This window comes from Lysinibacillus sp. G1-3, from assembly GCF_056322905.1.
In genome coordinates, this window is record NZ_JBWHYQ010000001.1 from 223,112 (window position 1) to 247,032 (window position 23,921).

Sequence of the window (23,921 nt, forward strand, 5' to 3'; positions counted from 1 at the left end):
TCACGTCATAAATCGTGAGCGTGACAGTTTTTCTTTTAGGAATACTTCTTCTTGCCGATAAATGATATAGAGCATGAAAAAAAAGTTATAATTATTTTGGGATTAGTATTTTAGCTTAAAAGAAACGAAAAACGTACTAGAACGTAAAATTAACGAGTTGGGAGTGTTTAAACAGTAGTCATTTTCATGGACAAACATGAACAAATATAGACAAAAGTGGTATGGCGTTCATGAGGTGATAAAGATGATTAAACCAAATGAAATGGCGAAACGCTTAGGTGTTTCGCTTAAAACACTCCAAAGATGGGATAACGATGGAACGCTTGTAGCACATCGAACACCGACCAATCAAAGGTACTATACCGAAGAGTAGTGGACTGAATTACAAACGAAAAAAATGGAACGTACTTCTTGATGAAGTTATGCGTGGGGAGGTTGAAGCAATCTATATCACGTTCAAAGATAGGTTTGTGCGTTTTGGATATGGCTGGTTTGAACAATCCAGACTTATCTCCGCAATAGGAATTAGTCGAAGAGTTGATTTCGATTATCCATGTATTCAGTTGTCGTATTTACGGCTTAAGGAAGTATAAAAAACAGATTGAAGGTGACAAAGATGTTAATTGCATACAAGACGGAAATCAATCCGACAAACGAACAAAAGACAAAGATTAATCGCACTGTTGGTGTCGTTCGCTTTGTCGAAAATAAATACCTCGCACATAACATTGAAGTTTATGAAAATGGTGGTTCTTTCGTAGGGTATATGGACTATTCGAAATGGCTTAACAATACATTCGTGCCTATGCACCCCGAATTTTCGTGGATAAAAGATGTATATGCGAAAGCCATTAAACGTGGTTTACAGAATGTTCATACAGCGTTCACAAAATTCTTCAAAGGTGAAAGCGATTTTCCCCAATTCAAGAAGAAACGCAATCAAGATGTGTCTATGTATTTTGTGAAAAATGACGCTAAAACCATTATCCAGGTGGAACGTCATCGTATGAAAGTGCCAACACTTGGTTGGGTGAAATTAAAAGAAAAGGGATATATCCCACCGCATTCGCCTAGTGCAATCGTAAAAAGCGGTACGATTAGTCAAAAGGCTGACCGATACTTCGTTTCCGTATTGGTGGAAGTACCTGATACCAAATCAGAACTCAATCTCGATAACGAGGGGCTTGGTGCTGACTTGGGTATTAAAGAGACGGCAATCCGTAGTGATAGGGTAACTCATAAAAACATCAGTAAAAGTGCGAAAGTGCGAAAACTTGAGCGGAAACGCAAGCTATCGAGAAAATACGAAGCGGAAAAATTGCGTATCAAAAATAAAGAAATTAAAAAAGGAGAAGCTACTAGACGAAATATCCAAAAACAAGTCTTAAAGGTACAACGTATTCATTACAGCCTTACGAATTTGCGTAATGATTTTCAAAACAAGATTGTGGCAGACATAGCGAAAACCAAGCCGTCATACGTTACAATCGAAGATTTGAATATCAAGGCCATAATGAAGAATAAACATCTTTCAAAAGCAGTCGCTCAACAGAAATTATACGGATTGCGTACAAAACTTGAATGGAAAGCGAAACAAGGCTACTTCGAATTACGCATGGTTGACCGTTGGTATCCAAGTTCGAAACTTTGCCATAATTGTGGTGAAAAGAAAGTAGACTTGAAACTATCTGACAGGACATACCAGTGCGAACATTGTGGTTATACCGCAGACCGAGATTTCAATGCGAGTTTAAATTTGAGAGATGCGAAAGAATACACAGTGTTAGCACCGCTATAAAGCAAAACGCAACTGTATATATGTACCGATGGCTAGTCGGGAATTAACGACTGTGGAGAGCTATACAAACCGTAGTAGCGAGCAACTGGCAAGGCGGAGTTCGAGGAAGCAGTAATGTGGAATAAACAATTGGTCTAAACTGATTGGCATAAGCTCCGCAAATTTCTTGATATGGGTATATTTGTCCGTATTTTAAGTAGCAGTAAATAGATGAAAACGATTAAAGAAATTACGACAGCGTTGAAGGAAACTGAAGAATGGCAGGACTGGATGACAAGCGTAGCAACTGATGAACGGGCAGGGGTGCAAAAGGCTTGGCAAAGCTGGAATAAGCGCCAAGAGAAAAAACAACAGTTACTCCAGGATCATCAAGCGAAAGTCGATTTTGACCACAGCTATGGAGGAATAGGGGCACTCATTGCAGGGGTAGACGAAGCGGGACGTGTTATATGACTTTAGATAAGAGTGTCTAACTAAAAAATATATTACCAATAATTTGTTTGACTAACTATGGGGTGTTATCTAGAATGAATATAGTTATGTATCACCTGAAGAGGTGATTTTTTTTGTTATTTAGTGGATCGTAGTTTGAGGTCAGAGGAAGTAAATTTATGGTTTTATAGATATGATTGATTTAATGATGCTCTATTAAGGATATAATCTATAAATTTATAATCATATAGGATGATATATAATAGATCTAAGTATTAAGTAATTAAATGGAGGAATATGAGTAATGATTGTATGTGGAGTGGATGAAACAGGAAGAGGTTCGGCAATTTCAGGAGTTTGGGTTGGAGCGTGTATACTTGATCCTAACAATCCTATAGAAGGGTTAAAAGATTCTAAGAAACTGTCTGCTAAACGACGTGAAGAATTAGCTGAAGAAATTAAAAGTAAAGCTCTTAGTTGGAGTATTAATATAGCATCTCTTGAGGAAGTAGAAAACCTGAATGTTTTAAATGCTACTCTTCTTGGAATGAAAAGAGCTATAGAAAGCCTAAATATTCAGCCTAATAAAGTCTTTGTAGATGGGAATAGAATACCTAATATTGATATTCCAGCAGAAGCAATCGTGAAGGGAGATGACTTAATCCCTTCCATTAGTGCAGCTTCTATTATTGCAAAAGTTGAACGGGATAAAGCTATTAAGGAGTTACATCAAATGTATCCCCAATATGGATTTGATAAGCATAAAGGTTATTTAACAAAAGCTCATATGGAGGCATTAAGTGAGTACGGGCCTTGTCCTATCCATAGAAAAACCTATGGTCCTATTCGTGAGTTATTAGAAAAACAATTGGAGCTGTTTTGATGGCCAAAAAAGCACAGTTAAAGAAAATGGTAGTAAAGCAGGCTGAAGAACAATCGAGTGTTAAATCTCTAAAACTGGATGTTTCTGAGGAGTCCATACTTTCAAGGGCTGCTGCAAGAGAGTATTTGCCTTCTGTAACATATGTAAATAATTATCGTGTAAAGGATAGAGGGAAAACTGGTATCTACACAGTTGATTTCTCTGAATTAATCCGTGAATATCCTAAAAATAAGGCTTTAATTGAGCAACTTATTGTAGGCTTTAACGAAATTACAGTACCAAATTGTAGCCAAGATACTATTAGAACTAATACTCAAGGAGTTAAAGTTTTTCTTGAGTTTCTGAATAGTGAAACCAATTTGAGTAATAATTATGTAACAAATATAATTGACATTAATATCTTGGTAGCTAAATCATTCTCTAATTACTTACGGAGTACCTATCCGAATGCTAGTCGTAGTCGCAGATGGTATTCAGCAATTAAACGAATTGTACAACGACTACAAGAGCTATTTCCGAAAGATCCGTCAATAGGAGTGGGTTTCACGTGGCCTAATGGTCCGGGAAAAAATGTGGGTACAATAGAGGGGTATCATCCTAGAGAAATGAAAGAGCTAATTAATGCTTGTATACAGGATATAAAGGAAATTAAGAGTTTTCATCAGGCGTATCTGAGCCGCCTAGATAAAGAGCTTCTAACTGAAGAGTGGAATTTAGAGAACTTTATGTATTATTTACGTGATAGTATGCTGAAAAGTGGGGAGGGTCGTATTAAGAGTAGGCAAACGGAAAAAGGTTGGATTAAAAGGATTATTAATAGGTCCAAAAATGTTCAAAAAAGAATGGGAGAAATAGGGTATACAATTGAGCAACTACAAGATTTATACATACAAAGAGGAGCAGAATTAGCTTCCCAAGGACGTTCACCGTATGCGACTCGAATTTCTCAAACTCCTGATCAAGAAAGAGCTATATCACAATTTAATTTGGCTTTAGCCACATTAAAGAAAAGGTTCCCACTTTTCCCTTATTATTTACCTGTTGATGAGGCTAAGGATTTATTAAATAGCAAACATTCTAACAAAGCTGCAATACAAATGGCCAAAGATCCATTGAAATTCATGGTTAATAGAGCTGTATTTAACAGTTGTACGAAAATCAAATTCATGGAAGGAACCTTAGGGAAAATGGCAGTTTACGCAGCAAAACACTTTGTAGGAGATACTTTATATCCATTCTTCCTTCTCGCTTTGATAAATACTGGATGGAATGTTGAAACTCTACTCTCAATAAGTGATGATGTAGATGCACATATTACGCCGGATTTAATAGATCCTGAAAATTATGTAATAATTCACGGTAGAAAAATACGTGGTGCAAATGATAAGGAATTTTTAAACGTTACACGTCGCTCAAATAAAAACAAAATGTTAGACACTTATCAGTTGCTCAAATATGTTGAAAGTATAATTACGCAGTACAAGGATAGTCCTTATTATAGGGAAGGATATTTATGGCAATTCACTATACCTGAATCTCAAAAAGAAATTATTTCATCATTCAATGAACAACCTTATTTTACATTGATTAGTAAAAGATTCATTAATAGGCATAATTTTAAATATTTTCGTGATATTACAGGTGTTTCTCATCCAAAAGTTCGGTCAGGATATGTTTCACTGAAACAGTTTTTAGGTGCAACAGAACGTGAACTCAGTGAGGATTTAAGTCATAATGCCATAGAGTCTATCGAACATTATATATCTGATGAAAGTACCAATTTTGTACTTGATCTAACGATAAAAGAGATTCAAAAGCAATTTATTGAAGATTTAACTAATTTTAAAATTAGACTAGTTGAATCAACTTCACTTCAATCCCTACGCAACGCTATCAATGATACCAAAACAGAGCAAGAGAAGCTTAAATTAATAAAAAAAGAAGCTTCAATACTTCACTTAGACGAAAAAACAATAATACACTTACTAGATGCAGGTTCACAAAAATATATTCTTGCTTGTGAAGACGCTTTGAATCCATCATGGCCGGGGTGGGATGATTATATTGGTGAAGGGAAAAAATGTAGATATTTTAACAAATGCGCCCTTTGTAGCCAAGCTATTGTGTTCCCAGAAGCTCTACCGTATATTGCACGCAGGATTTTAGATTTGGATAAGCTAAAGAAATCACATAGTTCTTCTGATTGGGTACTTCAATACGGTGATGAGTATGACGCATGGAATAAAATTTTAGAATATTGGAACAATAATGAACAAGTAAAAGAAGCTTGGGAATTGGCTAGGCTGGGTTTTGTAGTGCTACCACAAATAATGAGAGGTGTGTAGGATGGGGAATAATCTGTATGATTTAGCTATTAATCAAATAGCAGATAAATATAAGGCAGAGCTTATGGATGAAGAGTTAGACGATGTTAATCCTCAATTTGAGGACAAAGACGTAGATGAAGTGTCTGTAAATTTCTATAGTTTATCAGAAATCCCATTTGATAAAATACAAGATTTTAAGGTTAGTAAACTAAGCAGCTTTAAAGATGTTCTTTGGGATTGGAGGCAAGAAGGAAGCCAAATTTATAAAGATAATTGTTTTTTTAATTGGGATAAAGAAGTTTCAGACGGCGTTTCACTACTTGTAAATGAGAATAAATACCTCTGTCGTTTACTCAAAATGATAGCTTTTTATTCCTTACCTCAAAATGCTTGTTTACAAAATGTAAAATCTTTTAATTCATCGAAAGTAATTTTGCGCCAACTTCAATTTTTAGGAAAGTTTCTTTATAAACATAGGTTATTTATTGATATTCAAGGAAATGGATTTTTTACTAACACTGTTTACCTAACAAAAGAACATTTTATAGATTTTATAAATAATGATTTAGAAAATCCTAATGTTATCTATGACTTTGCTAGGCAAGTTAAACACTGGGCAGGACTATCTAAAAGTAAATTAATTCCTATTGAATATCGTCTGAATTTTCAACCATTCGATGATGATATGTACTCAAAAATTGCTAAAAATGCAGAAAATAATAAGGGTGAGTATTTGCCGATTTCAATTGATACGCTTTCTAAGTTAATTCCTTATTGTATAAATAATATTGAAAAAAAATCTGTCGGAATATTAAAACTCTACAGCGTCCTTTGGCCCATTATTGCTGGTGGGGAAGATGTTAAAATCCAGTCCTTTGAATGGGGGAACGCTATTTCTAAGTTATTAAAAATGGATCTGAAGATATTAGATTTACAAAGTTATAAATTCACGGATTATCGTCAAGTTACAATGAGTCAAGATTTAAGTAACAAACTTAGAAATGCTGTTAAGGTTCACCCTAATTGGCATGAAGCGAATCCAATTTACATTTCTAATATTATGAAAGTACAGCAAAGTGAAGTAGTAAATATAGCATTGAAACTTGGGATTGAATTAGAGAGTCTAGACATTGCTATTGTATATGATGTATTAAAAATTAAGAGAAAAGCTATTGAACTTGTAACTGATTTAAGAAATTCATGTGTAGTCATTCTCTTTTTAGTTACGGGAATGCGAAAGAGTGAAATGTACCTTCTTGAAGCCGATAATTGTTGGCAAGTTGACGGGGCTGAAGATGATTTTCGAATTAGGATTACAGTTTCTAAAACATCTGAAGGTTCCACAGGTGACCCAATAGTTCTTCCACTACCAGATATAGCATATAAAGCATATAAATGTTTAGAGTCTTTAACAGAACAGGCACGTATACGAGGGAAATCAAAAAAATTAATGGTTAGTCCTACTACGAATTTTGGTAAAGAAATTCTAGCTCAAAGTATCAATCAATTTCTATCAAATTGGTGTAAAAAACTTGGAATCGAACATATTTATCCCCATCAGTTTCGTAAAACAATTGCGATGTTTGCAATTTACCAGAATCCGAATTACATCGGAGTTATTAGGAGACTATTTTCACATAAAAGTCTAGCGATGACACTCTCATATATCGTGAAAATGCCTGGGATGACTGAAGAAATCAAACTAGCTGTTATTGAAAAAAATAAAGAGTTACTTAGTGAGTTGCTTGAAGCTTTAGACAAAAATTGTATTGGTGGTATTGCAGGAAACAGGATTAAAAGAATAGCTGAGGAGTCATCGGTAATAAAAGCCAAATTGAATGATGACGGTTGGGAGGGCCTAGGGCAGTATATTCAAATCTTACTACAGGATGGTTTAAACATTTTACATCGGACTTCCTTTAGAGCAATTTGTACAAATACTCATTCTGGATTAGTTCATTTAGCTCCGGAATCTTGTAATTGCAATGTTACTGATTGCAATTGGTCTGTGTTCACTGATAACTCAATAGAAGATCTTGAAGATACAATCAAATTTCATACGAACTTTATAAAAGATGTTTATTGTAGCGATGGGCAGAAGCGTTTTTCGAAAAAAACTATAAGGGATTGTATTGAAAGATTGTATGAAATAAAGGGAATTGATTATGTAAGAAGACGTTTTCCTGATTTCATAAAAGAAAATGCTCTTATGTCGGAAACATGGGGGTATAAAAATGACAAACAAGATATTAAAGCATGACGAAGCTCTTGAACTCGTATATTCCGTGATTGCATCGTTACGAACTAACGGAAAAGAAAAAATTTCAGTTACAGAGGTAGCTGAAATTTCTGGAGTTAGTCGTGCTACTATTTACTCCAAACATTCAGATTGGGTTGAAGTACGTGATGTTATAAAAAATAATAAGCCATCTTCACATCTTAAATTAGCTACATCAAAAAATTATGAACAAACGAAGTGGAAAATAGAAGCGCAACGTCTTGAAAATGAATTAGGTGTTTGTCAAGAAAAGTTGGATTTCATAAGTAGACAGGCTGATAATGTATTCCAAAAACTTCTTGATGAACTTCACAAATATATGTACTTAGCCAAAAAAACACCTGAACAAACACAAAGAGAAACCAATATTCTTCTGGAGTTAAAAGAACTAAAGGATCGTTGTGAATTCTATGAAACAGAGATTAAAAGACTAAAAATCGATTCAAATCATAATTCAAAGATGGTTCCCTTTGTCAAAAAAGAAATAATAGACGTTTACTCGGAAACCCAAAGAGCAAACATAAGTAATTTGGATTTACTTGAATTAACATATGAAGCATTGTTAGATTTCAACAAATTATTCGCTAGGAGTTATCCACCTACTATTGTTTATGTTTTATGCGGTAACTTCGCAAGTGGCAAATCTTCTTGGATAGCAAATCACAAATCTCAGAATGCGGGTTCTGCGGTGTACTTTGAAGGAACAAATCATACTCAAGCAATTAGGAGAATTATATTGAGGTATATAAGAAACCTAAATTCAGAGTGTAAGATTGTCTGTGTAAGAATTTTGTGTGATACGAGAGAGTGTTTGGAGAGAAATGTAAACGAGAGTAGGATTAATCTCAAAACCTCTATCCACAGCCGATTAATCGAGGGGCTTGGAGAGAACTTTGAAGAGGTTTTAATTAATGAAGGATTCAATGAAATTATTATCGGGGGGACGCATATTGTCTAAATCGGGACGGACTAAAGGCGCTAACAACGTAAAGGCATTTGCTGAATTTATTAAACTACATAATCAACAAGAAGATTGGCTTAATTACCTTAATTCGAGTGAAAAAAAGGTAAGGAGATCGGCTATATGTGAAGAATGTGGCTTTAGTAAAAGTGTCTTGAGCCAAAATCCACGCATTAAAGGTATGCTAAAGAATCTTGAGTTGGAGTTAATGCACAAAGGAGTGTTAAGAAATATTTCCTTGAATGTGGAAGAATTTAGTTACCCTGACCAGGAAGAGTTTGTTGAATTTTATGACATAAAGTTAATTAAACTTAAAGATAATATGGATATGGTTAGAAAGATGATTACTTTATACCAATCCGAACTGGAAAAATTAGATTAATACATTCTGGAAATAACTTATACCTTCTCATAAGGATTGAATAATAAAATAGGTAGAGGAAGATCATATGCATCTGTTTAATACTGACGGCTTAAAAAACACTGATATATACCCTAAAGATACTGTCCCAATTTTTCTAAATGACAATTTCCAGGTTATAGAAGGACCAAGTTATTGGGCAATTGCATTAGCGCAAAAAAGGTCCAGAAGCATAGAAACTCTAAAGCAATACACAACAGTTTTAGCGAGATTCCTTCAATGGCGAGATGATAATGGGATTAAAGCAACCGATTGGCAATTAACAGATGAGGATGTAATAAATGCTTATATCGGATATTTAATAAATAATAGAGATATTAAAGGAAGGCCTAGTAATAATTCTATTGAGGATTATATAGCTACATTGAGTTACTTTTTTAAATGGGCAACAGAAAAAGGATATAAACATTATTGGAAAATGGATTTAAAGAAGGTAACTATTAAAATAAAGGGTAGCTCCGCAATGGTTAAAATGGAGAAACAACTAGAAAAACGAATGCGTATAGGAAACGGGGCAACTATGCATTTGAATCGTGAGCAAGATAAGTTTATTCATAGGGAAAATATTCCAATAATAATAGAATTATTCGATGATGTTGTATACTCCTTCATTGTGCTTGTTTTATGGAAAACGGCACTAAGACCTAAAGAATTACTTCAGTTACCATATAAGGGTACAGTCTTAAATGCTGGACTAAAGCGTTATCGGGAGGAAGATTTAGCAAATCTAAAAGCAATCCTGTTTCGGTTTGAATCAAAAGGGAAAAATAGGGATATAAAGTTCCCGCCTGATGTATGGGCAGTTATATGCAAAAAATGGATGCCTGAATGGGTTAAACGTGCTGCAAGATATCAAGAAAAAAATAACGGTAAAATGCCACCAAATAATTCGTTGTTTTTATCGGAGAATGGGACGATTGTTACAAGAAAAATGATTCGAGACAATTTTAATAAAGTTGCTCAAAATCCAAGATGTCCCGAGAAGAAAATTACTCCATATATGTTTAGACATGCTTTTGCAACATATTTTATACTCGATAGATTAAATCAATATGAAATGTTAGGGAAATCTTATGTTTATAATGCTGTCATAGACGCCGAATTACGAGAATGGATGGGACATGAGAATATCGAAACAACATATAAGTACTATGTCCATTTGGTGAATCGCTATTTTCATAATGGGTTATTAGATGTACTTGAAGACCCAGTTAACCAAGAAATATTTAAAGTTTTTGAAAACAAAAATGATGATGACTCTGAGATTCATCTATAAGATTTCGTATGAATATTTTGCTAAAAGGATGTTAGATATCTTAGGCAGCTATATAGACTTCGGCTATTTTTTTATCAATTTGATACTAACATATAAGCTTATTGAAGGCTTAAATTTTGACGTTTGGTTTATTTTGGATATAAGATGCTAGATTTTTATTAAAAGAGTAAATAGATATCCAAACTTTCTGTCACCCTAAGAAAGAATAGCATAATGAAAAAGCAGCTTGTGAATAAACTCGCAAGCTGCTTTTTATAGTTGTTTGAAACGCCCAAAGATTTCATTTGATATATTTAGCAACATACGAATATCGTCTTCATTTTTATCTTCAAGCGTGTTCAATAGAATTTTTAGAAGTTCTTCTCTAACATTCTCTTGACCGTTATTTGCTCTATTTTCAGGTATAAGGACACTTCCTGGATCTACCTGTAGTGCATCTAAAATTTTAGTTAAAGTTTGTAATGTAATATTTCTTTCTCCACGTTCAACATCGGATAAATAAGGCGCTTGAAAATCACATTTCTCTGCTAGTTCATCAATTGTTAACTTTTGTACCTTTCTAATTGATCTAATGTTCATACCTACTCGTTTTGTTAAATCCATTTTGCATCACCTCAATTTAAGCCTATGTGAGGTAAAACAAACATTACATACCATTGAAATATAAAAAAAATAACTTATGAGTTAAATTTAATTGATTTATATTATCTTTTGGTATTAAAATGATATTAATTAATATAAAAGGAGCAGAGTAATGAGTAATAATTTACCATCAAATATAGCGATAGAGAACGTAATTCAATCGAAAATTCGAGGACGGGTTGCTTATCAAGGGTTTGTTTCTTCACAAGTAGCTGTTAATTTTTCATATTCAAAGTTATATAATGATCCTTCAGGAAAGGGGTATCAGCGACCAATTAATAAAAAGCGTTGCACGGATTTTGCGAATTATTTATCTAAAGGGGAGGATTCACTATATACACCGATATTATTAAATGCAGCAGGTAATTGGGAATTCTATGCATATGATAAACATCGACCAAACTTAGGAAGGCTAATTTGTAAAAAGAAAGCAACCTTAATGGATGGTCAACACCGTCTTGGTGGAATAAAGGAGTATATTAGGGAAACTGATAGTACATTAAACGTTCCTTTTCTGGTATTTCATTATTTAGATGATGATGAGGAAATTAAGTTATTTGATGTCATTAATACGAAAGCAAAGGGAATTGGGACTTCATTAAGTCGTTATTTAAATCGTGATAACGATGATTTAAGTTGGGTTGCAACCAATCTAATATTAAAGCCAGAAAGTCCATTTTTTAGCAAGGGGACATTAACAGGAAAACGCAGCAAGGAAAAAAATATTACATTACAAAATTTATACAACATTGTAAAATTGTTAACGAAAAAATCTAATCTTGAAAAGCTTTCGAAAGAGAAAAAGTTGAATCTTTGCTTGTTTTATTTTAATACTATAAAGGAACTGTTTCCAGAGCAGTGGGAGGACAACAAATTATATAGAATGACGCATATAACTTGTTTAAATGCACTTGCTATAGCGGGTAACAGAATCATAAATGATAATTATTTAGTTAAATCGCAACAACCAGATTCTGCGAAAATTGCTAACCTTCTAGTGAACTTAATCGAGATTGATTGGTTGTCTACTGGAGACTTAAAGTATTTAAAAGGTGCGGCAGGGTCAAAAGTTTTAGCAAGTGATATTTTAAGTTGTTTAGAATCTTAAAAATAAAAAAAGAAAGGATATAGAACGGGTTTAATCCAGAGGTGCAAATAAGTCAATAACCAGCTAATACGCACGGTATTTCTCATAAGAAATCACCGTGCATTTTTTATTATAAAATCAGGTTTTATTGCATTTTATTTGATTTTTCACGTATGAAAACACAAAATAAAACACTAGACGGAAAAATATAGTAGTGTATGTGAATTTGAATGTGATTTATATGGTGAAAAACTTTATTCAACTAACAAGTTACTTGAGTTGCATAAGGTAGCCTTTTTTCGTTATTGAACTATCGGTGCAGTTTAGTTGAAGAAATTAGAAATTCGTATAGTGACCTTGGCAAATGAATTGGAAGATTACAAGATTGGTGAAATTGATCGGTTTAGTCACCCGAAGAAACTGGTTGCCCTTGCAGGAATAGATCCCAGTATTCACTCATCAGGAAAGTTTACTTCCACAACCAATCGTATTACAAAGCGAGGCTCCAGTAGATTACGCCATGCTTTGTATCTTGTCTTATTGTGCGGTATTAGAAGATCAAGAAACAAAAAGCTGAAAGATTTCTATGATAAGAAGAAATCAGAAGGAAAACCAGCCAAAGTAGCGATAGTAGCCTGCATTAACAAACTGCTTCATTGGATTTATGCTTTATTAAATAGTAAGGAAGTTTTCCTGGATATAGCGTAATTAACGGTTACAAGTAATAAAGAGAAAACCTTCCAAAAGGTTTTTGGAGGGCTATTTGTCATGCTCAAAATAGTATAACATAAGGTTAATTAGAATTTTAGAGAAAAATATTGACATCCTATTAGCTGGTTTAGTTGAATAAGATAGATAAACCAGAAGCAACAATCTTTGAGAAAACAGCCTAAATTTAAAAGGGGAGTGTACTAACTGATCTCAGGAGATTTAATGTGAGGAGATGATTTTTTTGGTTAGTGTATTGGGAAACATATTCCAAGTATCAGGAATAATATTACTTCTATATTCAGTCTATTACTATAGACACTTTAAGAAAATTAGGAGAAAAAGAAAATTAACTTTGCTTGAATCTTCAATCTACGTCATAAGTAAAGTTACAATTTATCTTTGTAATGGATTTCTTCACTCTGGTTTTTCTTTTAAGCAACAAATCTTTCACAATAGGTGACTGGGCTAAATACTTTTTGAAGGTTTTCAAATTAAGAAAAGTTATGATTATAAACATAAGTTTTATGTATTCAAAAAGATTCTTTTGTGGGCGTTCGGCACACCCAAGACATGCATCAAAAGAACCTTTTTTGAGTTGGAGGAGAAGGTTTCGACAATAATTTTGAAGATAAAAAGGATACAAAAAACAGTGGAGAAATTGTGCCTATATAAGTGTCCCATCGTCATGTGGAAGATTTAAATTTCCAAAACAGTTCTTTTTTTGTAAGCAGTAATTTTTTTAAAAATTTTTCCCATATAACTATTGCAATTTAAGAAATGGAAGCATAATATAAGCGTATAGTTATATATTGATTTAATCACCTGGAAGTATTTGGGTGATTTTATTTAAAATAAAAATATAAGCAAATGGTTATATAAGGAGAGCGGATATGGAAAACACACTAATAGAAAAACAACTAAAGGCAGCAGCTGATTTGAACCGTATTAAATTACTTGCATGTATGAAAAAAGGGGAGGTATGTGTATGTGATTTTGTGGATGTTTTAGGCATTTCACAACCAGCAGTTAGTCAGCATCTTCGGAAATTAAAGGAAGCAGGTATTATTACCGAACGAAAGGTTGGTACATGGAAACATTATCGTTTAGTGGAGGAACAGACGCCACTTATGGAGGGCATTTTAGAACAAATTGAGCCATTAAATGGATGTAATTGTGGCTCTGATTGTACACATATAGGGGAGGGAGATTAATGGGTAATGAATCTTTAACAAAACAGCTTTCGTTTTTAGATCGCTACCTTACTCTTTGGATTTTTGTTGCTATGGGTATTGGCGTTTTATTTAGTATTACAATGCCCAATATTGGTGAAGCATTAGAATCCATGTCGGTTGGTACAACATCCATACCGATTGCCATAGGACTTATCGTGATGATGTATCCACCACTAGCGAAGGTGAAATATGAGGAAATGTGGCGAGTGTTTAAGGATTGGAAGGTACTTTTACTGTCGTTATTTCAAAACTGGTTACTTGGACCGTTCTTAATGTTCTTTTTAGGGATAATCTTCTTACGAGATTATCCCGAATATATGGCTGGGCTTATTATGATTGGTTTAGCTCGATGTATTGCTATGGTAATCGTATGGAATGATTTAGCGCGTGGAGACCGTGAATATGTAGCTGGTTTAGTTGCATTTAACTCAATTTTTCAGATCTTAACATATTCGATTTTTGCCTACTTTTTCTTAAATGTATTACCTGGTTGGTTTGGTTTAGAGAATTTTAATGTGTCAATTTCAATGTGGGAAATTACGAAAAGTGTTCTTATTTACTTAGGAATACCATTTGCTGCCGGAATTCTAACACGATGGATCGGTATCAAAACAAAAGGGAAACAGTGGTATGAAGAAAAATTCTTACCTAAGATTTCTCCACTTACTTTGATTGCACTGCTTTTCACTATTGTGATGATGTTTGCCTTAAAGGGCGAGAAATTAGTGGAACTACCACTTGATGTAGTACGAATTGCTATTCCATTATTTATTTACTTTGTGATAATGTTTGCAGTTTCATTCTTTTCTTCACGTAAAGTAGGTGCATCTTATCCCGTCACAGCAGCCCTTTCTTTTACAGCCGCTAGTAACAACTTTGAGTTGGCAATTGCTGTAGCTGTAGGCGTTTTCGGACTTCATAGTGGCGTAGCTTTTGCCGCTGTTATTGGTCCACTTGTCGAAGTACCAGTACTCATTGGACTTGTATGGGTTGCTCTACGATGGCAAAAGAAATATTTTAAAACTATTAAATTATAAGAATCATAAGGAGCACTTAATATGACAAACACACTTTATTTCTTATGTACAGGAAACTCATGTCGTAGTCAAATGGCTGAAGGGTGGGCAAGAAAATTATTGCCTAGTAATTGGACAGTTAAAAGTGCTGGTATAGAAGCACATGGAGTAAATCCGAATGCTATCAAAGCTATGGCGGAAGTAGGAATTGATATTTCGAATCATACATCAGACCTAATTGATATCGAAACATTAAACAACGCAACGCTAGTTGTTACACTTTGTGGAGATGCAGCTGACAAATGTCCGATGACGCCATCTCACGTTCGGCGAGAGCATTGGGGATTTGAAGATCCTGCGAAAGCTACAGGTACAGAAGAAGAGAAGTGGGCAGTTTTCCAAAACGTACGCGATGCTATTGGAAAACGTATTGAACAATTTATAACTGAGGAGCTGAAGTAAATTGAAAAAAATTCATATTTATGAGCCAGCAATGTGCTGTTCTACAGGTGTATGTGGACCATCTATTGATCCAGAATTATTACGTATGTCATTTGTGATGAATAATTTAAAGAAAACAAATATAGAAGCTGAACGATTTAATCTTACAAATGAGCCTAGTGCTTTTGTAGAAAATGAAGCTGTTAATGCGTTATTAATGTCAGAAGGTATGGATGCCCTACCAGCAACATTTGTAGATGGAGAGCTAATTTGCAAAGGAAAATACCCTACTAATGCACAATTTTCACAGTGGTCAGGACTTTCTGAAGAAGAATTAGTACAAAAACCAAAAGTACGTTTATCACTAAAAGGAGATGCGTAAAAGTGGAACGCTTTACAAGAAGTCAATTTCCGGACACTCCTTTCCTCTTTTTTACAGGGAAAGGGGGCGTTGGTAAAACATCTGTTGCTTGCAGTTTATCAATAGCAATTGCAAGTGAAGGAAAAAAGGTGCTGTTAATTAGTACGGACCCAGCATCCAACTTGCAAGATATTTTCAATCAAACGCTTTCTAATACACCGACAAAAATAGAAGGTATAGATAATTTATTTGCCTTAAATTTAGACCCTGAACAGGCAGCCCAACATTACAAAGAGCAAATGGTTGGTCCGTACCGTGGGAAACTTCCTGATGTGGTCCTTCAAAATATGGAGGAGCAACTTTCAGGCGCATGTACAGTTGAGATTGCAGCATTTAACGAATTTGCAACACTATTAACAGATCGTTCAGTGATTGAAAATTTCGATACAATCGTGTTTGATACAGCTCCAACAGGGCATACATTACGTCTATTACAACTACCTTCTGCATGGTCTACGTTTTTAGATGACAACACTACTGGTACTTCGTGTTTAGGTCCGTTAAAAGGACTAGAGCCACAACGTGAAATCTATAAAGAGGCAGTTGAACGTTTGAAAAATGGCAATCAAACGACACTAATGCTAGTGACACGTCCAGATGGAAACCCTTTAAAAGAAGCAGCACGTGCTTCTCATGAACTGTATGAAATCGGTATTCAAAATCAGATTTTACTAATTAATGGATATATGGAAAATGTTAATTCTTATGATGAAATTGAGAAAGCATTCATTGCTCGTCAAACTGAGGCATTAAAGGTGATTCCTAATGAGCTAAAACAGTTTGAACAATATTACTTACCGTTTGTACCATACTCATTATCAAGTATTGAGCGTATGCAAGCATGGATGACAGACCAAGATATCACACATGAAAATGAATTAGAAAAAGGAACAACGATTCCTGAAGTTGAAGAAATGATTGCCGATTATGTAGAACGTAAACCGAAGCTTATTTTTACGATGGGTAAAGGTGGGGTTGGTAAAACAACAGTTGCTTCGTATATTGCCCTTCGATTAGCAGAAGAGGGTATGCACGTACATTTAACTACGACAGATCCAGCTGCTCATTTAAATTGGACATTTGGTGATGACCAAGTTAAAAATGTAACGGTAAGTCGTATTGATCCGAAAGTAGAAGTTGCAAACTATGAGGCAGAAGTGCTTGCAAAGGCAAGTGAAACGATGAATGAAGAAGGCATAGCATTTGTTAAAGAAGATTTGACTTCCCCTTGTACAGAAGAAATTGCCGTATTCCGAGCTTTTGCCAATGTTGTAGAAAATCATCAAGATGAAGTCATTATTATTGATACTGCACCAACAGGACATACATTGTTGTTACTAGATGCGACTGAAGCCTATCATCGTGAGATAAGCCGTTCGCAAGGTGACATCCCTCCAGCTGTTTCAAACCTGTTACCACGGTTACGTAATGCGAGTTATACAAGTGTAGCAATAGTAACATTGCCTGAAGCAACACCTGTTTTTGAAGCAACACGATTACGGGAAGATTTACAACGTGCTGGATTATCCGTTGATTGGTGGGTTGTCAATCAGACATTTTCATCTATTGAAACAACTAGTCCAACATTAATACAAAAGCAACAAGCTGAAACAAAATGGTTAGAAGAAATCAAATCCATCAGCAACAATCAATTCGTGGCAATTCCATGGGTAAAAACGCCACCAGTAGGAACAAAAGGTTTACATGAACTTAAAGGAGAGAACATCAAATGAAAATGAGTCCAGAAGGTAAAAATTATTTAGAGCAAGTATTAGCTGATTCTGAGGTAAAAACACTGCGTTTCTTCGGCATTCCAGGATGCTGTGGAGTTAATTTAGGTGTGGGCTTAGAAGCACCAACAAATGAAGATGCTGTACAGACAATTGAAGGTATCGAAGTTGCAATCCATCCAGATATTGCACCGCAATTAATAGAAGTCACAATTCATGCAGAAGAAGAGAATGGCGAACTAGGATTAGTGTTATTAGGGTATTCACCAAAATCTTGCTGATGAAGTTGATATTCCGCATCAATGAGTAAAGGTAAAAAATACATTGTCACAGCAAATTTTTAAGCTGATAAATAGGGGGATGAAAAATCATGACAGTAAATCATGCCAGTAAATCATGCCAGTGTGTTAACAAAAGAATATTTCATTTCCTATTTGACTCTTATTATGACTAGTAGGGAATATACAGTAGCTCAAGCCAATTCGTTTGCTTTTGATTTCTTCTTTAAAGGAGATAAAGAACGGTATGGTTCTTCAACATGGTCCCAATTCGAGAAAGCTAAAATAGAAATTGAGAAAAAAATGTGTGAGATTGAAGCATGTTGATTGCGTCAGGAAATTTTGAATAAAAATACACTATATATAAGAAAATGCTTATGTTAAAAATTTATAGAGAAGAAGGGTTTATTTATGAAAACACTTAAAGTATTCAAACAAAATGATTCTTGTTGTACTATTGCTAAAGACATTGAGGTAGAAGAAACTTTTAATGATTTAAATAAGAATTTACCTATTGTGATAATTGGTGCTGGTCCAATCGGGTTAGCTGCAGCTGCTCATTTAGTGGAACAAAATCAGTCCTTTATTTTATTAGAGTCTGGTAAAGAAATTGCTCATAATATTCGTACTTGGGGTCATGTCACATTATTTTCTCCATGGCTATATAACATCAATAAAGCTGCTAAAGCTTTACTGGAGGGTACGGATTGGAAAGAGCCTGACTTAGAAACTATACCGACAGGACATGAGTTAATTGATCTCTATTTAAAACCTTTAGCAGAGTTAGCACAAATAAAATCTTACATTCAACTAAACTCAAAAGTAGTGGGGATTTCACGTCAATTGAATGATAAGATGAAATCAAAAAATAGAGTAAATCAGTCCTTTAAGATTTATGTTGAAAAGGGGGAAGACGTAAATATCATTGAGGCGAAAGCTGTTATTGATGCAACCGGTACGTGGGGGAATCCGAATCCAGCAAACTCAACAGGTGTTTGGCTACAAACTGAAAAAGTATTAGTAGATCACATCGAGTATGGAATTCCTGATATAAAAAGGAATTCTACTAGATACGCGAACAAAAAGATTGCTGTTATTGGAGGCGGTCATTCAGCTATCAATACCTTATTATCTTTGGCTGAATTACAAAAAGAGAATCCTTCAACGAAACTTGTTTGGATTATGCGTAAAAAATCTGTAGAAGAAGCATATGGTGGCGAAGAAAAAGATGCGTTGGAAGCACGTGGTGCTCTAGGTATACGTATTCACGAATTAGTAGATACAGGTAAGATTGAAGTAGTTACACCATTCTTTATTTCAATGGTGAAAAAAGATGGAAAAATAAATATTGTTGGTACTTTAAATGGAGAACAGAAAGTATTAACAGGATTCGATGAGCTCATTGTAAATGCAGGAAATAGACCAGATTTTACAATTAACAGCGAACTACGTCTTTCCGTTGATACTACAACGGAGAGTGTGCAAGCATTAGCACCACTAATTGATCCTAATGAGCATAGTTGTGGAACAGTTCGAGCGCATGGAGAAGAAATACTACGACAACCAGAAAAGGACTTCTATATTGTCGGTGCAAAAAGTTATGGACGCGCACCAACATTTTTAATGGCAACAGGCTATGAACAAGTCCGTTCAATAACTGCGTATCTTTCAGGGGATGATGAAGCTTCCCAACGTGTAGAATTAGAGTTACCGGAAACAGGGGTATGTAGTATTAATCTTGTAAATAAATCAAATACATGTAGTTAATTGGAATGGGGGATATGTTTGTTTGATCAGCTATTTATAGTGGGAATATATTTGTTAATTATTTTAATGCTTTCATATTTTACACTTGAATATCTGAAAAATAAAATAAGTAAACAACATTTTCTAATATGGTTAATTGGTGTTTTTTTAACTGGACCTATAGCGTTTATTATATATGTCATTTGGGATAAGAAAAAAGAAACATAACTAGTACCAATATAAAATAGGTAAGTCCGATGTGGAAAATCTATAAAGTTTAATTACTTGACTGTTAGCGAAAGCTAGCAGTCCTTTTGAACATAATAAGGGGGATTTGAATGAACGCAGTATTTATTCGTAAGATGGAGCAAAAAGATTTAGCAGAGGTATTAAAGATTTATAAAGAAGGAATAGAAACAGGGATGGCAACCTTCGAAACAAATATACCAAGCGAACGAGTATGGGACGAAAGGCATCATGTAACTTTACGCTTTGTGGCAGAAATCAACAATAGAGTGGTAGGTTGGATTGCGATTTCACCTGTATCTACTCGAGAGGTTTATAGGGGAGTTGGAGAAGTAAGTATATATATATCGAATGATAATAAAGGGAAAGGGATTGCTTCAAAGTTGTTTTGTATGTTGATTGAGGAGAGTGAAAAACAAGGTTTTTGGACGCTCCAATCATCTATTTTTGCAATAAATACCCCTAGTATTCAATTACATAAAAAGATGGGTTTTAGAATAGTGGGTACGAGAGAAAAAATTGCTCAGATACATGGGAAATGGCATGATACGATTATAATGGAGAAAAGAAGTGTGAAAATAATCTAGTGAAATAGAACATATTTTGGATTTCGATTTCTAAATTATCCTCTATTTGGTATAATTTTTCGATGGTGGAAATACAAGAGGTCTGATTAAAGGACTTGTATTATAACCGTTAGAATTATAATTTTAAATCCTATATGAGAAGATAGTTCATAAAAGGGGTTATTCGGGAGTTGATATAAATTGGAATTTGGTATGATTGAAAACGGAATTGATTCGTATAGATTTTCACTTGAACAATATCAAAAATATGTGAGTTTTGATAATAAATATGAACATGCAGCAGGTACTCATTTAAAAGCCAGTGTTATATTTTTACAGCATGCTTTGGAAATATTCAATAAATTGATTTTAAGTAATCACAATGATTTATTGATTTTTGATATTAGCAAATCAGATGATATATTAAAAGTTATAAAAGGAAAAGAAAAATTAGGCTTAAATGGATCTTTACATGAGTTTGTATCACTGGTTCAAAATTCTGGTGTTAAAACTATTACTTATGAAGAAACAATAAATAGAATTGAGTTTCTATATGATTTAAAAGATTCTCATGTTGTACAAACAATGAGAGCACTTAATAAAGTTCGTAATTCAATTACTCATTTTGCATATGTTTCCGGAATGCAGTTTTATAAAATAATGGTGGACATTGATAATGCTTACAGACTTATTAATGAGTTCTATTTAAATTATTTACATGTTGACTCTGAATCCATTAAACATCTTCAAAAATCTTATAGAATGGTTATTAGAATTATTAGATGTAACCGAATTTTAAATACCGGAGTATTGGGAAAGTTATTTTGATGATCAATTAGAAAATATTAATGGGATATTCACCCTATTAAAAGGAGATAAAGATTTTCAGAACGAATGTTATAAGAAGAATGTTATATTAAAAATAAATAGCCCCAAATACATATTGACTGATTATTTCGACATTGAAATCGTTAGTATCCATGATAATAGAATAATTGATAGAATTTCACCAATGCTGATACCAGCCCTGGATACAATAGCATTCTTTTAAGAGGAAAGTCCTCATCCAGTAAGACTATTGATAAGGTTTGATAATGATATAGAAGTGCTTCCTGAGTTGATTTTCAGTAAAATCCCTTTAGAAATAGATTGTATTGATAGTTTAGGATTTAGTTATAGATATAAGGAAAATAAGAAAGCATACAAGGCAACTATCCAATTAGAAACGTTGAAAAGGGTCATCCTATTATATATTGATTGTATAATAAACTAAAAGAAGAAGAGACTTATTTTAAAATGTCTAAGATTAATACATAAAAACAAGGAATCGTTGTTGGGGAGCAACGTAGCAAAAAAGATCAAACTTTTTAAATGTCCTATTCAATGAATAATTGAAAAGTATTGCCAAGGAGGATAGAACGATGGAGTATAGCAACAAAAAAGTATTTGTTCCTGATGATAAAGAAAATAAAAAACAAGGAATTGACCTTAGAAATTACACGCATATCCGTGCATATCATGCCTGTCGTCCTATTGATATGGAAAGCTACTTTGTAGAGGGGATAATACCTATTCAAGTAGAGGAAATGCGTAAAATTGCAGCTGACACTTTTAGAATATCAGTAGACATGGTTATGGATAATGACTCTACACTGCAAGTTTCCGATTCCAAGCATGTCTATTTTAGCTTGTTCAAGGAAGAACTACTCAACTTAAGCGGACACTTTTATGTTGGGGGAGTGAATACCTTGCCGCAATTGCTGGGCAATTAGATAAAGGCATATATGGGGAATATCACGATATGTTGTCCAATAGCGGAATCCCTACCATTTTTGTTTGTGATATACCGATAGACTTATTACCGCAATATCAAGTAGATCTTATATCTGAACATTATAATCCTCGAAATAGCAACTTTGCAGTATGGATTTCAAAAACGTTAAAACCTGAGTATATTGTTACACATGAACATCCAACAAAAATATATAACCCTTTACAAGGATGTCAGTATATAAATAAACAAACTACGTGCGAATGGTGCGTAACTGTGCAAAAGTAGCATAGGGTCAAGTTGGTCTTCATATACGTTGGACACTACAAGAAGATTGAAAGGCTTAGGAGATATTCCTAAGCCATTTTGATGTCTTCTAATATAGCACTTGTTTTATGTATTTAAAAAGATTCTTTTGTTGGCGTTTGGCACACCCAAGACATGCATCAAAAGAACCTTTTTTGAGTTGCAGGAGAAGGTTTGTCAGGTAAATCATTTTTACTTTTCTGGATAATCTACATGTAATGGTGGTGGCACTAACCAACCTTTAGTTTTATTAAGACGAAAAGTTTAGCGCCGATTAAAAATAAAGGGTCACTTGAAATAAAAGTGACCCTTGTACAAAAAGTAGAAGAAAGGCTAGACATTTTCAACTTGCGATTAGGTAAAAATTAATCATTAAGTTTGTGTAATTAATTCTACAGCTTCTACTACTAATGGAGTTCCGGCTGAGATTGTGCCAGTAACACCGTTAAAAGTTAGCTCTGTTGCAGAAATGGTATACGAACCACCTTCTTGTAATACACCGTTGATATAGAAATTATAGTAGCCGTGTGTTACTACAGGAAAAGCAGTCGCAGCAGTCCCACTATCATCTAGAAAGGCAGTTGCAGGGACTGTAGTACCGTCAGCAACTGTTAAATCTGCTGCTAACACATCAAAAAATCTTGTGGAAGTACTATTAACGTTTACATGAATATTAATAATGGAAAGTGCCATTTTTTTCACCTCCTTTCAAAAGAAAAAGAATAATTTAGTGGATTTTTATATCACATTTGTTGGAAACCCAATGATTCAATAATGATGGGAGTTCCAGCGAAAATTGTTGCACTAAATGGATTAAGGATTAACGAATCAGGGGTTACTTTATATGCACCGCCCTCTTGCATCACTGCATTAATGTAAAGATTGACATAGCCATTGGGATTAAAAAGTTTGAATTCTGATACTGGATCGCCATTATCATCTGTAAATAAGTTAGCTAGAAGGGTTACTCCATTTGTTAAATCAATATCTTCTGTAACAATATAGAAATATCTATTTATCGTTGGAATAATAGTTCCTTCAGGGATAACCACTGGCGGAGGTTGAATAGAACATATGTCAACAGCTTTTATACGGGGCAAAAATATTCGGTTATTTTCACAACAACTGTCACAAATCAAATTTTGTGGGTCCACTTTTTTCATTATTTGTCACCTCCATTTCGTAATATGTTGGTAACCCCGTAAGTTATAGGCGTTTGTTACTTATTAATTAAGAAAGCTCATTCACTAATATTTTATGAATTAATGTGGAAGGTGATTGGTAATATGTCTATCAAAGAGAACTAAATAATTTTTTTATGAAAAGATGGGATTTTTTCAATACCTAAAATA

Annotated in this window: 24 protein-coding genes and 2 pseudogenes; 23 read left to right on the forward strand and 3 right to left on the reverse strand. The window is 34.1% G+C overall.

Annotated elements, in window-relative coordinates:
- Positions 1–238: 238 nt before the first annotated feature.
- The 9 genes and pseudogenes from ACVYAD_RS01025 to ACVYAD_RS01065 all read left to right on the forward strand — a co-directional run bounded on the left by ACVYAD_RS01025 (position 239) and on the right by ACVYAD_RS01065 (position 10,376).
- Positions 239–675: pseudogene (locus tag ACVYAD_RS01025) on the forward strand (IS607 family transposase).
- The gene (locus ACVYAD_RS01030; protein ID WP_476424016.1) at positions 617–1,798 is read left to right on the forward strand and encodes an RNA-guided endonuclease InsQ/TnpB family protein; all 1,182 of its coding nucleotides are present in this window, start codon (positions 617–619) and stop codon (positions 1,796–1,798) included. The pseudogene ACVYAD_RS01025 and the gene ACVYAD_RS01030 overlap by 59 nt, the downstream one beginning before the upstream one ends.
- 210 nt (positions 1,799–2,008) lie before the next feature.
- Complete coding sequence (locus tag ACVYAD_RS01035; RefSeq protein ID WP_476424018.1) at positions 2,009–2,251, forward strand: hypothetical protein; 243 nt, start codon at positions 2,009–2,011, stop codon at positions 2,249–2,251.
- Positions 2,252–2,534: 283 nt separating this feature from the next.
- The gene (gene rnhB, locus ACVYAD_RS01040) at positions 2,535–3,113 is read left to right on the forward strand and encodes a ribonuclease HII (RefSeq protein ID WP_476424019.1); all 579 of its coding nucleotides are present in this window, start codon (positions 2,535–2,537) and stop codon (positions 3,111–3,113) included.
- A complete protein-coding gene (locus ACVYAD_RS01045) occupies positions 3,113–5,458 on the forward strand; it encodes a hypothetical protein (protein WP_476424021.1) in 2,346 nt (781 codons plus the stop codon). The genes rnhB and ACVYAD_RS01045 overlap by 1 nt, the downstream gene beginning before the upstream one ends.
- A gap of 1 nt (position 5,459) precedes the next feature.
- Positions 5,460–7,700, forward strand: a complete 2,241-nt coding sequence (locus ACVYAD_RS01050) for a site-specific integrase (protein ID WP_476424023.1) — start codon at positions 5,460–5,462, stop codon at positions 7,698–7,700.
- Positions 7,675–8,676: a hypothetical protein gene (locus ACVYAD_RS01055; protein WP_476424025.1), complete on the forward strand. Its 1,002-nt coding sequence runs from the start codon at positions 7,675–7,677 to the stop codon at positions 8,674–8,676. The genes ACVYAD_RS01050 and ACVYAD_RS01055 overlap by 26 nt, the downstream gene beginning before the upstream one ends.
- Entirely contained in the window at positions 8,669–9,061 is a 393-nt protein-coding gene (locus ACVYAD_RS01060) for a hypothetical protein (protein WP_476424027.1), read from the forward strand. The genes ACVYAD_RS01055 and ACVYAD_RS01060 overlap by 8 nt, the downstream gene beginning before the upstream one ends.
- Before the next feature lie 67 nt (positions 9,062–9,128).
- Entirely contained in the window at positions 9,129–10,376 is a 1,248-nt protein-coding gene (locus ACVYAD_RS01065; RefSeq protein ID WP_476424029.1) for a tyrosine-type recombinase/integrase, read from the forward strand.
- A 252-nt stretch (positions 10,377–10,628) separates the two neighbouring features.
- Here ACVYAD_RS01065 and ACVYAD_RS01070 read toward each other — a convergent pair whose 3' ends face one another.
- Positions 10,629–10,979: a helix-turn-helix domain-containing protein gene (locus ACVYAD_RS01070; RefSeq protein ID WP_476424031.1), complete on the reverse strand. Its 351-nt coding sequence runs from the start codon at positions 10,977–10,979 to the stop codon at positions 10,629–10,631.
- Between the two features lie 151 nt (positions 10,980–11,130).
- Here ACVYAD_RS01070 and ACVYAD_RS01075 point away from each other — a divergent pair, with 151 nt between their 5' ends.
- The 14 genes and pseudogenes from ACVYAD_RS01075 to ACVYAD_RS01140 all read left to right on the forward strand — a co-directional run bounded on the left by ACVYAD_RS01075 (position 11,131) and on the right by ACVYAD_RS01140 (position 22,264).
- Positions 11,131–12,126: a DGQHR domain-containing protein gene (locus ACVYAD_RS01075; RefSeq protein WP_476424032.1), complete on the forward strand. Its 996-nt coding sequence runs from the start codon at positions 11,131–11,133 to the stop codon at positions 12,124–12,126.
- A 306-nt stretch (positions 12,127–12,432) separates the two neighbouring features.
- Positions 12,433–12,813 (forward strand): annotated as a pseudogene (locus ACVYAD_RS01080) (transposase); the annotation flags it as partial.
- Between the two features lie 893 nt (positions 12,814–13,706).
- A complete protein-coding gene (locus ACVYAD_RS01085) occupies positions 13,707–14,027 on the forward strand; it encodes an ArsR/SmtB family transcription factor (protein WP_476424034.1) in 321 nt (106 codons plus the stop codon).
- Complete coding sequence (gene arsB / locus ACVYAD_RS01090; protein ID WP_476424036.1) at positions 14,027–15,085, forward strand: ACR3 family arsenite efflux transporter; 1,059 nt, start codon at positions 14,027–14,029, stop codon at positions 15,083–15,085. The genes ACVYAD_RS01085 and arsB overlap by 1 nt, the downstream gene beginning before the upstream one ends.
- Before the next feature lie 21 nt (positions 15,086–15,106).
- Positions 15,107–15,526 carry an arsenate reductase (thioredoxin) gene (gene arsC, locus ACVYAD_RS01095; protein WP_476424038.1) on the forward strand — a complete coding sequence of 140 codons (420 nt, stop codon included), beginning with the start codon at positions 15,107–15,109 and terminating at the stop codon, positions 15,524–15,526.
- A 1-nt stretch (position 15,527) separates the two neighbouring features.
- Positions 15,528–15,887: an arsenite efflux transporter metallochaperone ArsD gene (arsD, locus tag ACVYAD_RS01100; protein WP_476424040.1), complete on the forward strand. Its 360-nt coding sequence runs from the start codon at positions 15,528–15,530 to the stop codon at positions 15,885–15,887.
- A gap of 2 nt (positions 15,888–15,889) precedes the next feature.
- Entirely contained in the window at positions 15,890–17,659 is a 1,770-nt protein-coding gene (gene arsA / locus ACVYAD_RS01105) for an arsenical pump-driving ATPase (protein ID WP_476424042.1), read from the forward strand.
- Positions 17,656–17,937: a Fe-S cluster assembly protein HesB gene (locus ACVYAD_RS01110; RefSeq protein ID WP_476424044.1), complete on the forward strand. Its 282-nt coding sequence runs from the start codon at positions 17,656–17,658 to the stop codon at positions 17,935–17,937. Before arsA ends, ACVYAD_RS01110 begins: the two co-directional genes overlap by 4 nt.
- A 102-nt stretch (positions 17,938–18,039) precedes the next feature.
- Entirely contained in the window at positions 18,040–18,261 is a 222-nt protein-coding gene (locus tag ACVYAD_RS01115; protein ID WP_476424046.1) for a hypothetical protein, read from the forward strand.
- 84 nt (positions 18,262–18,345) lie between these two features.
- The gene (locus ACVYAD_RS01120; RefSeq protein ID WP_476424048.1) at positions 18,346–19,701 is read left to right on the forward strand and encodes an NAD(P)-binding domain-containing protein; all 1,356 of its coding nucleotides are present in this window, start codon (positions 18,346–18,348) and stop codon (positions 19,699–19,701) included.
- An 18-nt stretch (positions 19,702–19,719) separates the two neighbouring features.
- On the forward strand, positions 19,720–19,908 hold the full coding sequence (locus ACVYAD_RS01125) for a hypothetical protein (RefSeq protein WP_476424050.1): 189 nt from the start codon (positions 19,720–19,722) through the stop codon (positions 19,906–19,908).
- 110 nt (positions 19,909–20,018) lie between these two features.
- Positions 20,019–20,513: an N-acetyltransferase family protein gene (locus ACVYAD_RS01130; protein WP_476424052.1), complete on the forward strand. Its 495-nt coding sequence runs from the start codon at positions 20,019–20,021 to the stop codon at positions 20,511–20,513.
- A 180-nt stretch (positions 20,514–20,693) separates the two neighbouring features.
- The gene (locus ACVYAD_RS01135; RefSeq protein ID WP_476424054.1) at positions 20,694–21,320 is read left to right on the forward strand and encodes a hypothetical protein; all 627 of its coding nucleotides are present in this window, start codon (positions 20,694–20,696) and stop codon (positions 21,318–21,320) included.
- A gap of 593 nt (positions 21,321–21,913) precedes the next feature.
- Positions 21,914–22,264, forward strand: a complete 351-nt coding sequence (locus tag ACVYAD_RS01140) for a hypothetical protein (protein WP_476424056.1) — start codon at positions 21,914–21,916, stop codon at positions 22,262–22,264.
- Between the two features lie 677 nt (positions 22,265–22,941).
- Here ACVYAD_RS01140 and ACVYAD_RS01145 read toward each other — a convergent pair.
- The gene (locus tag ACVYAD_RS01145) at positions 22,942–23,262 is read right to left on the reverse strand and encodes a DUF4183 domain-containing protein (protein ID WP_476424058.1); all 321 of its coding nucleotides are present in this window, start codon (positions 23,260–23,262) and stop codon (positions 22,942–22,944) included.
- A gap of 50 nt (positions 23,263–23,312) precedes the next feature.
- On the reverse strand, positions 23,313–23,732 hold the full coding sequence (locus ACVYAD_RS01150) for a DUF4183 domain-containing protein (RefSeq protein WP_476424060.1): 420 nt from the start codon (positions 23,730–23,732) through the stop codon (positions 23,313–23,315).
- Positions 23,733–23,921 lie beyond the last annotated feature (189 nt).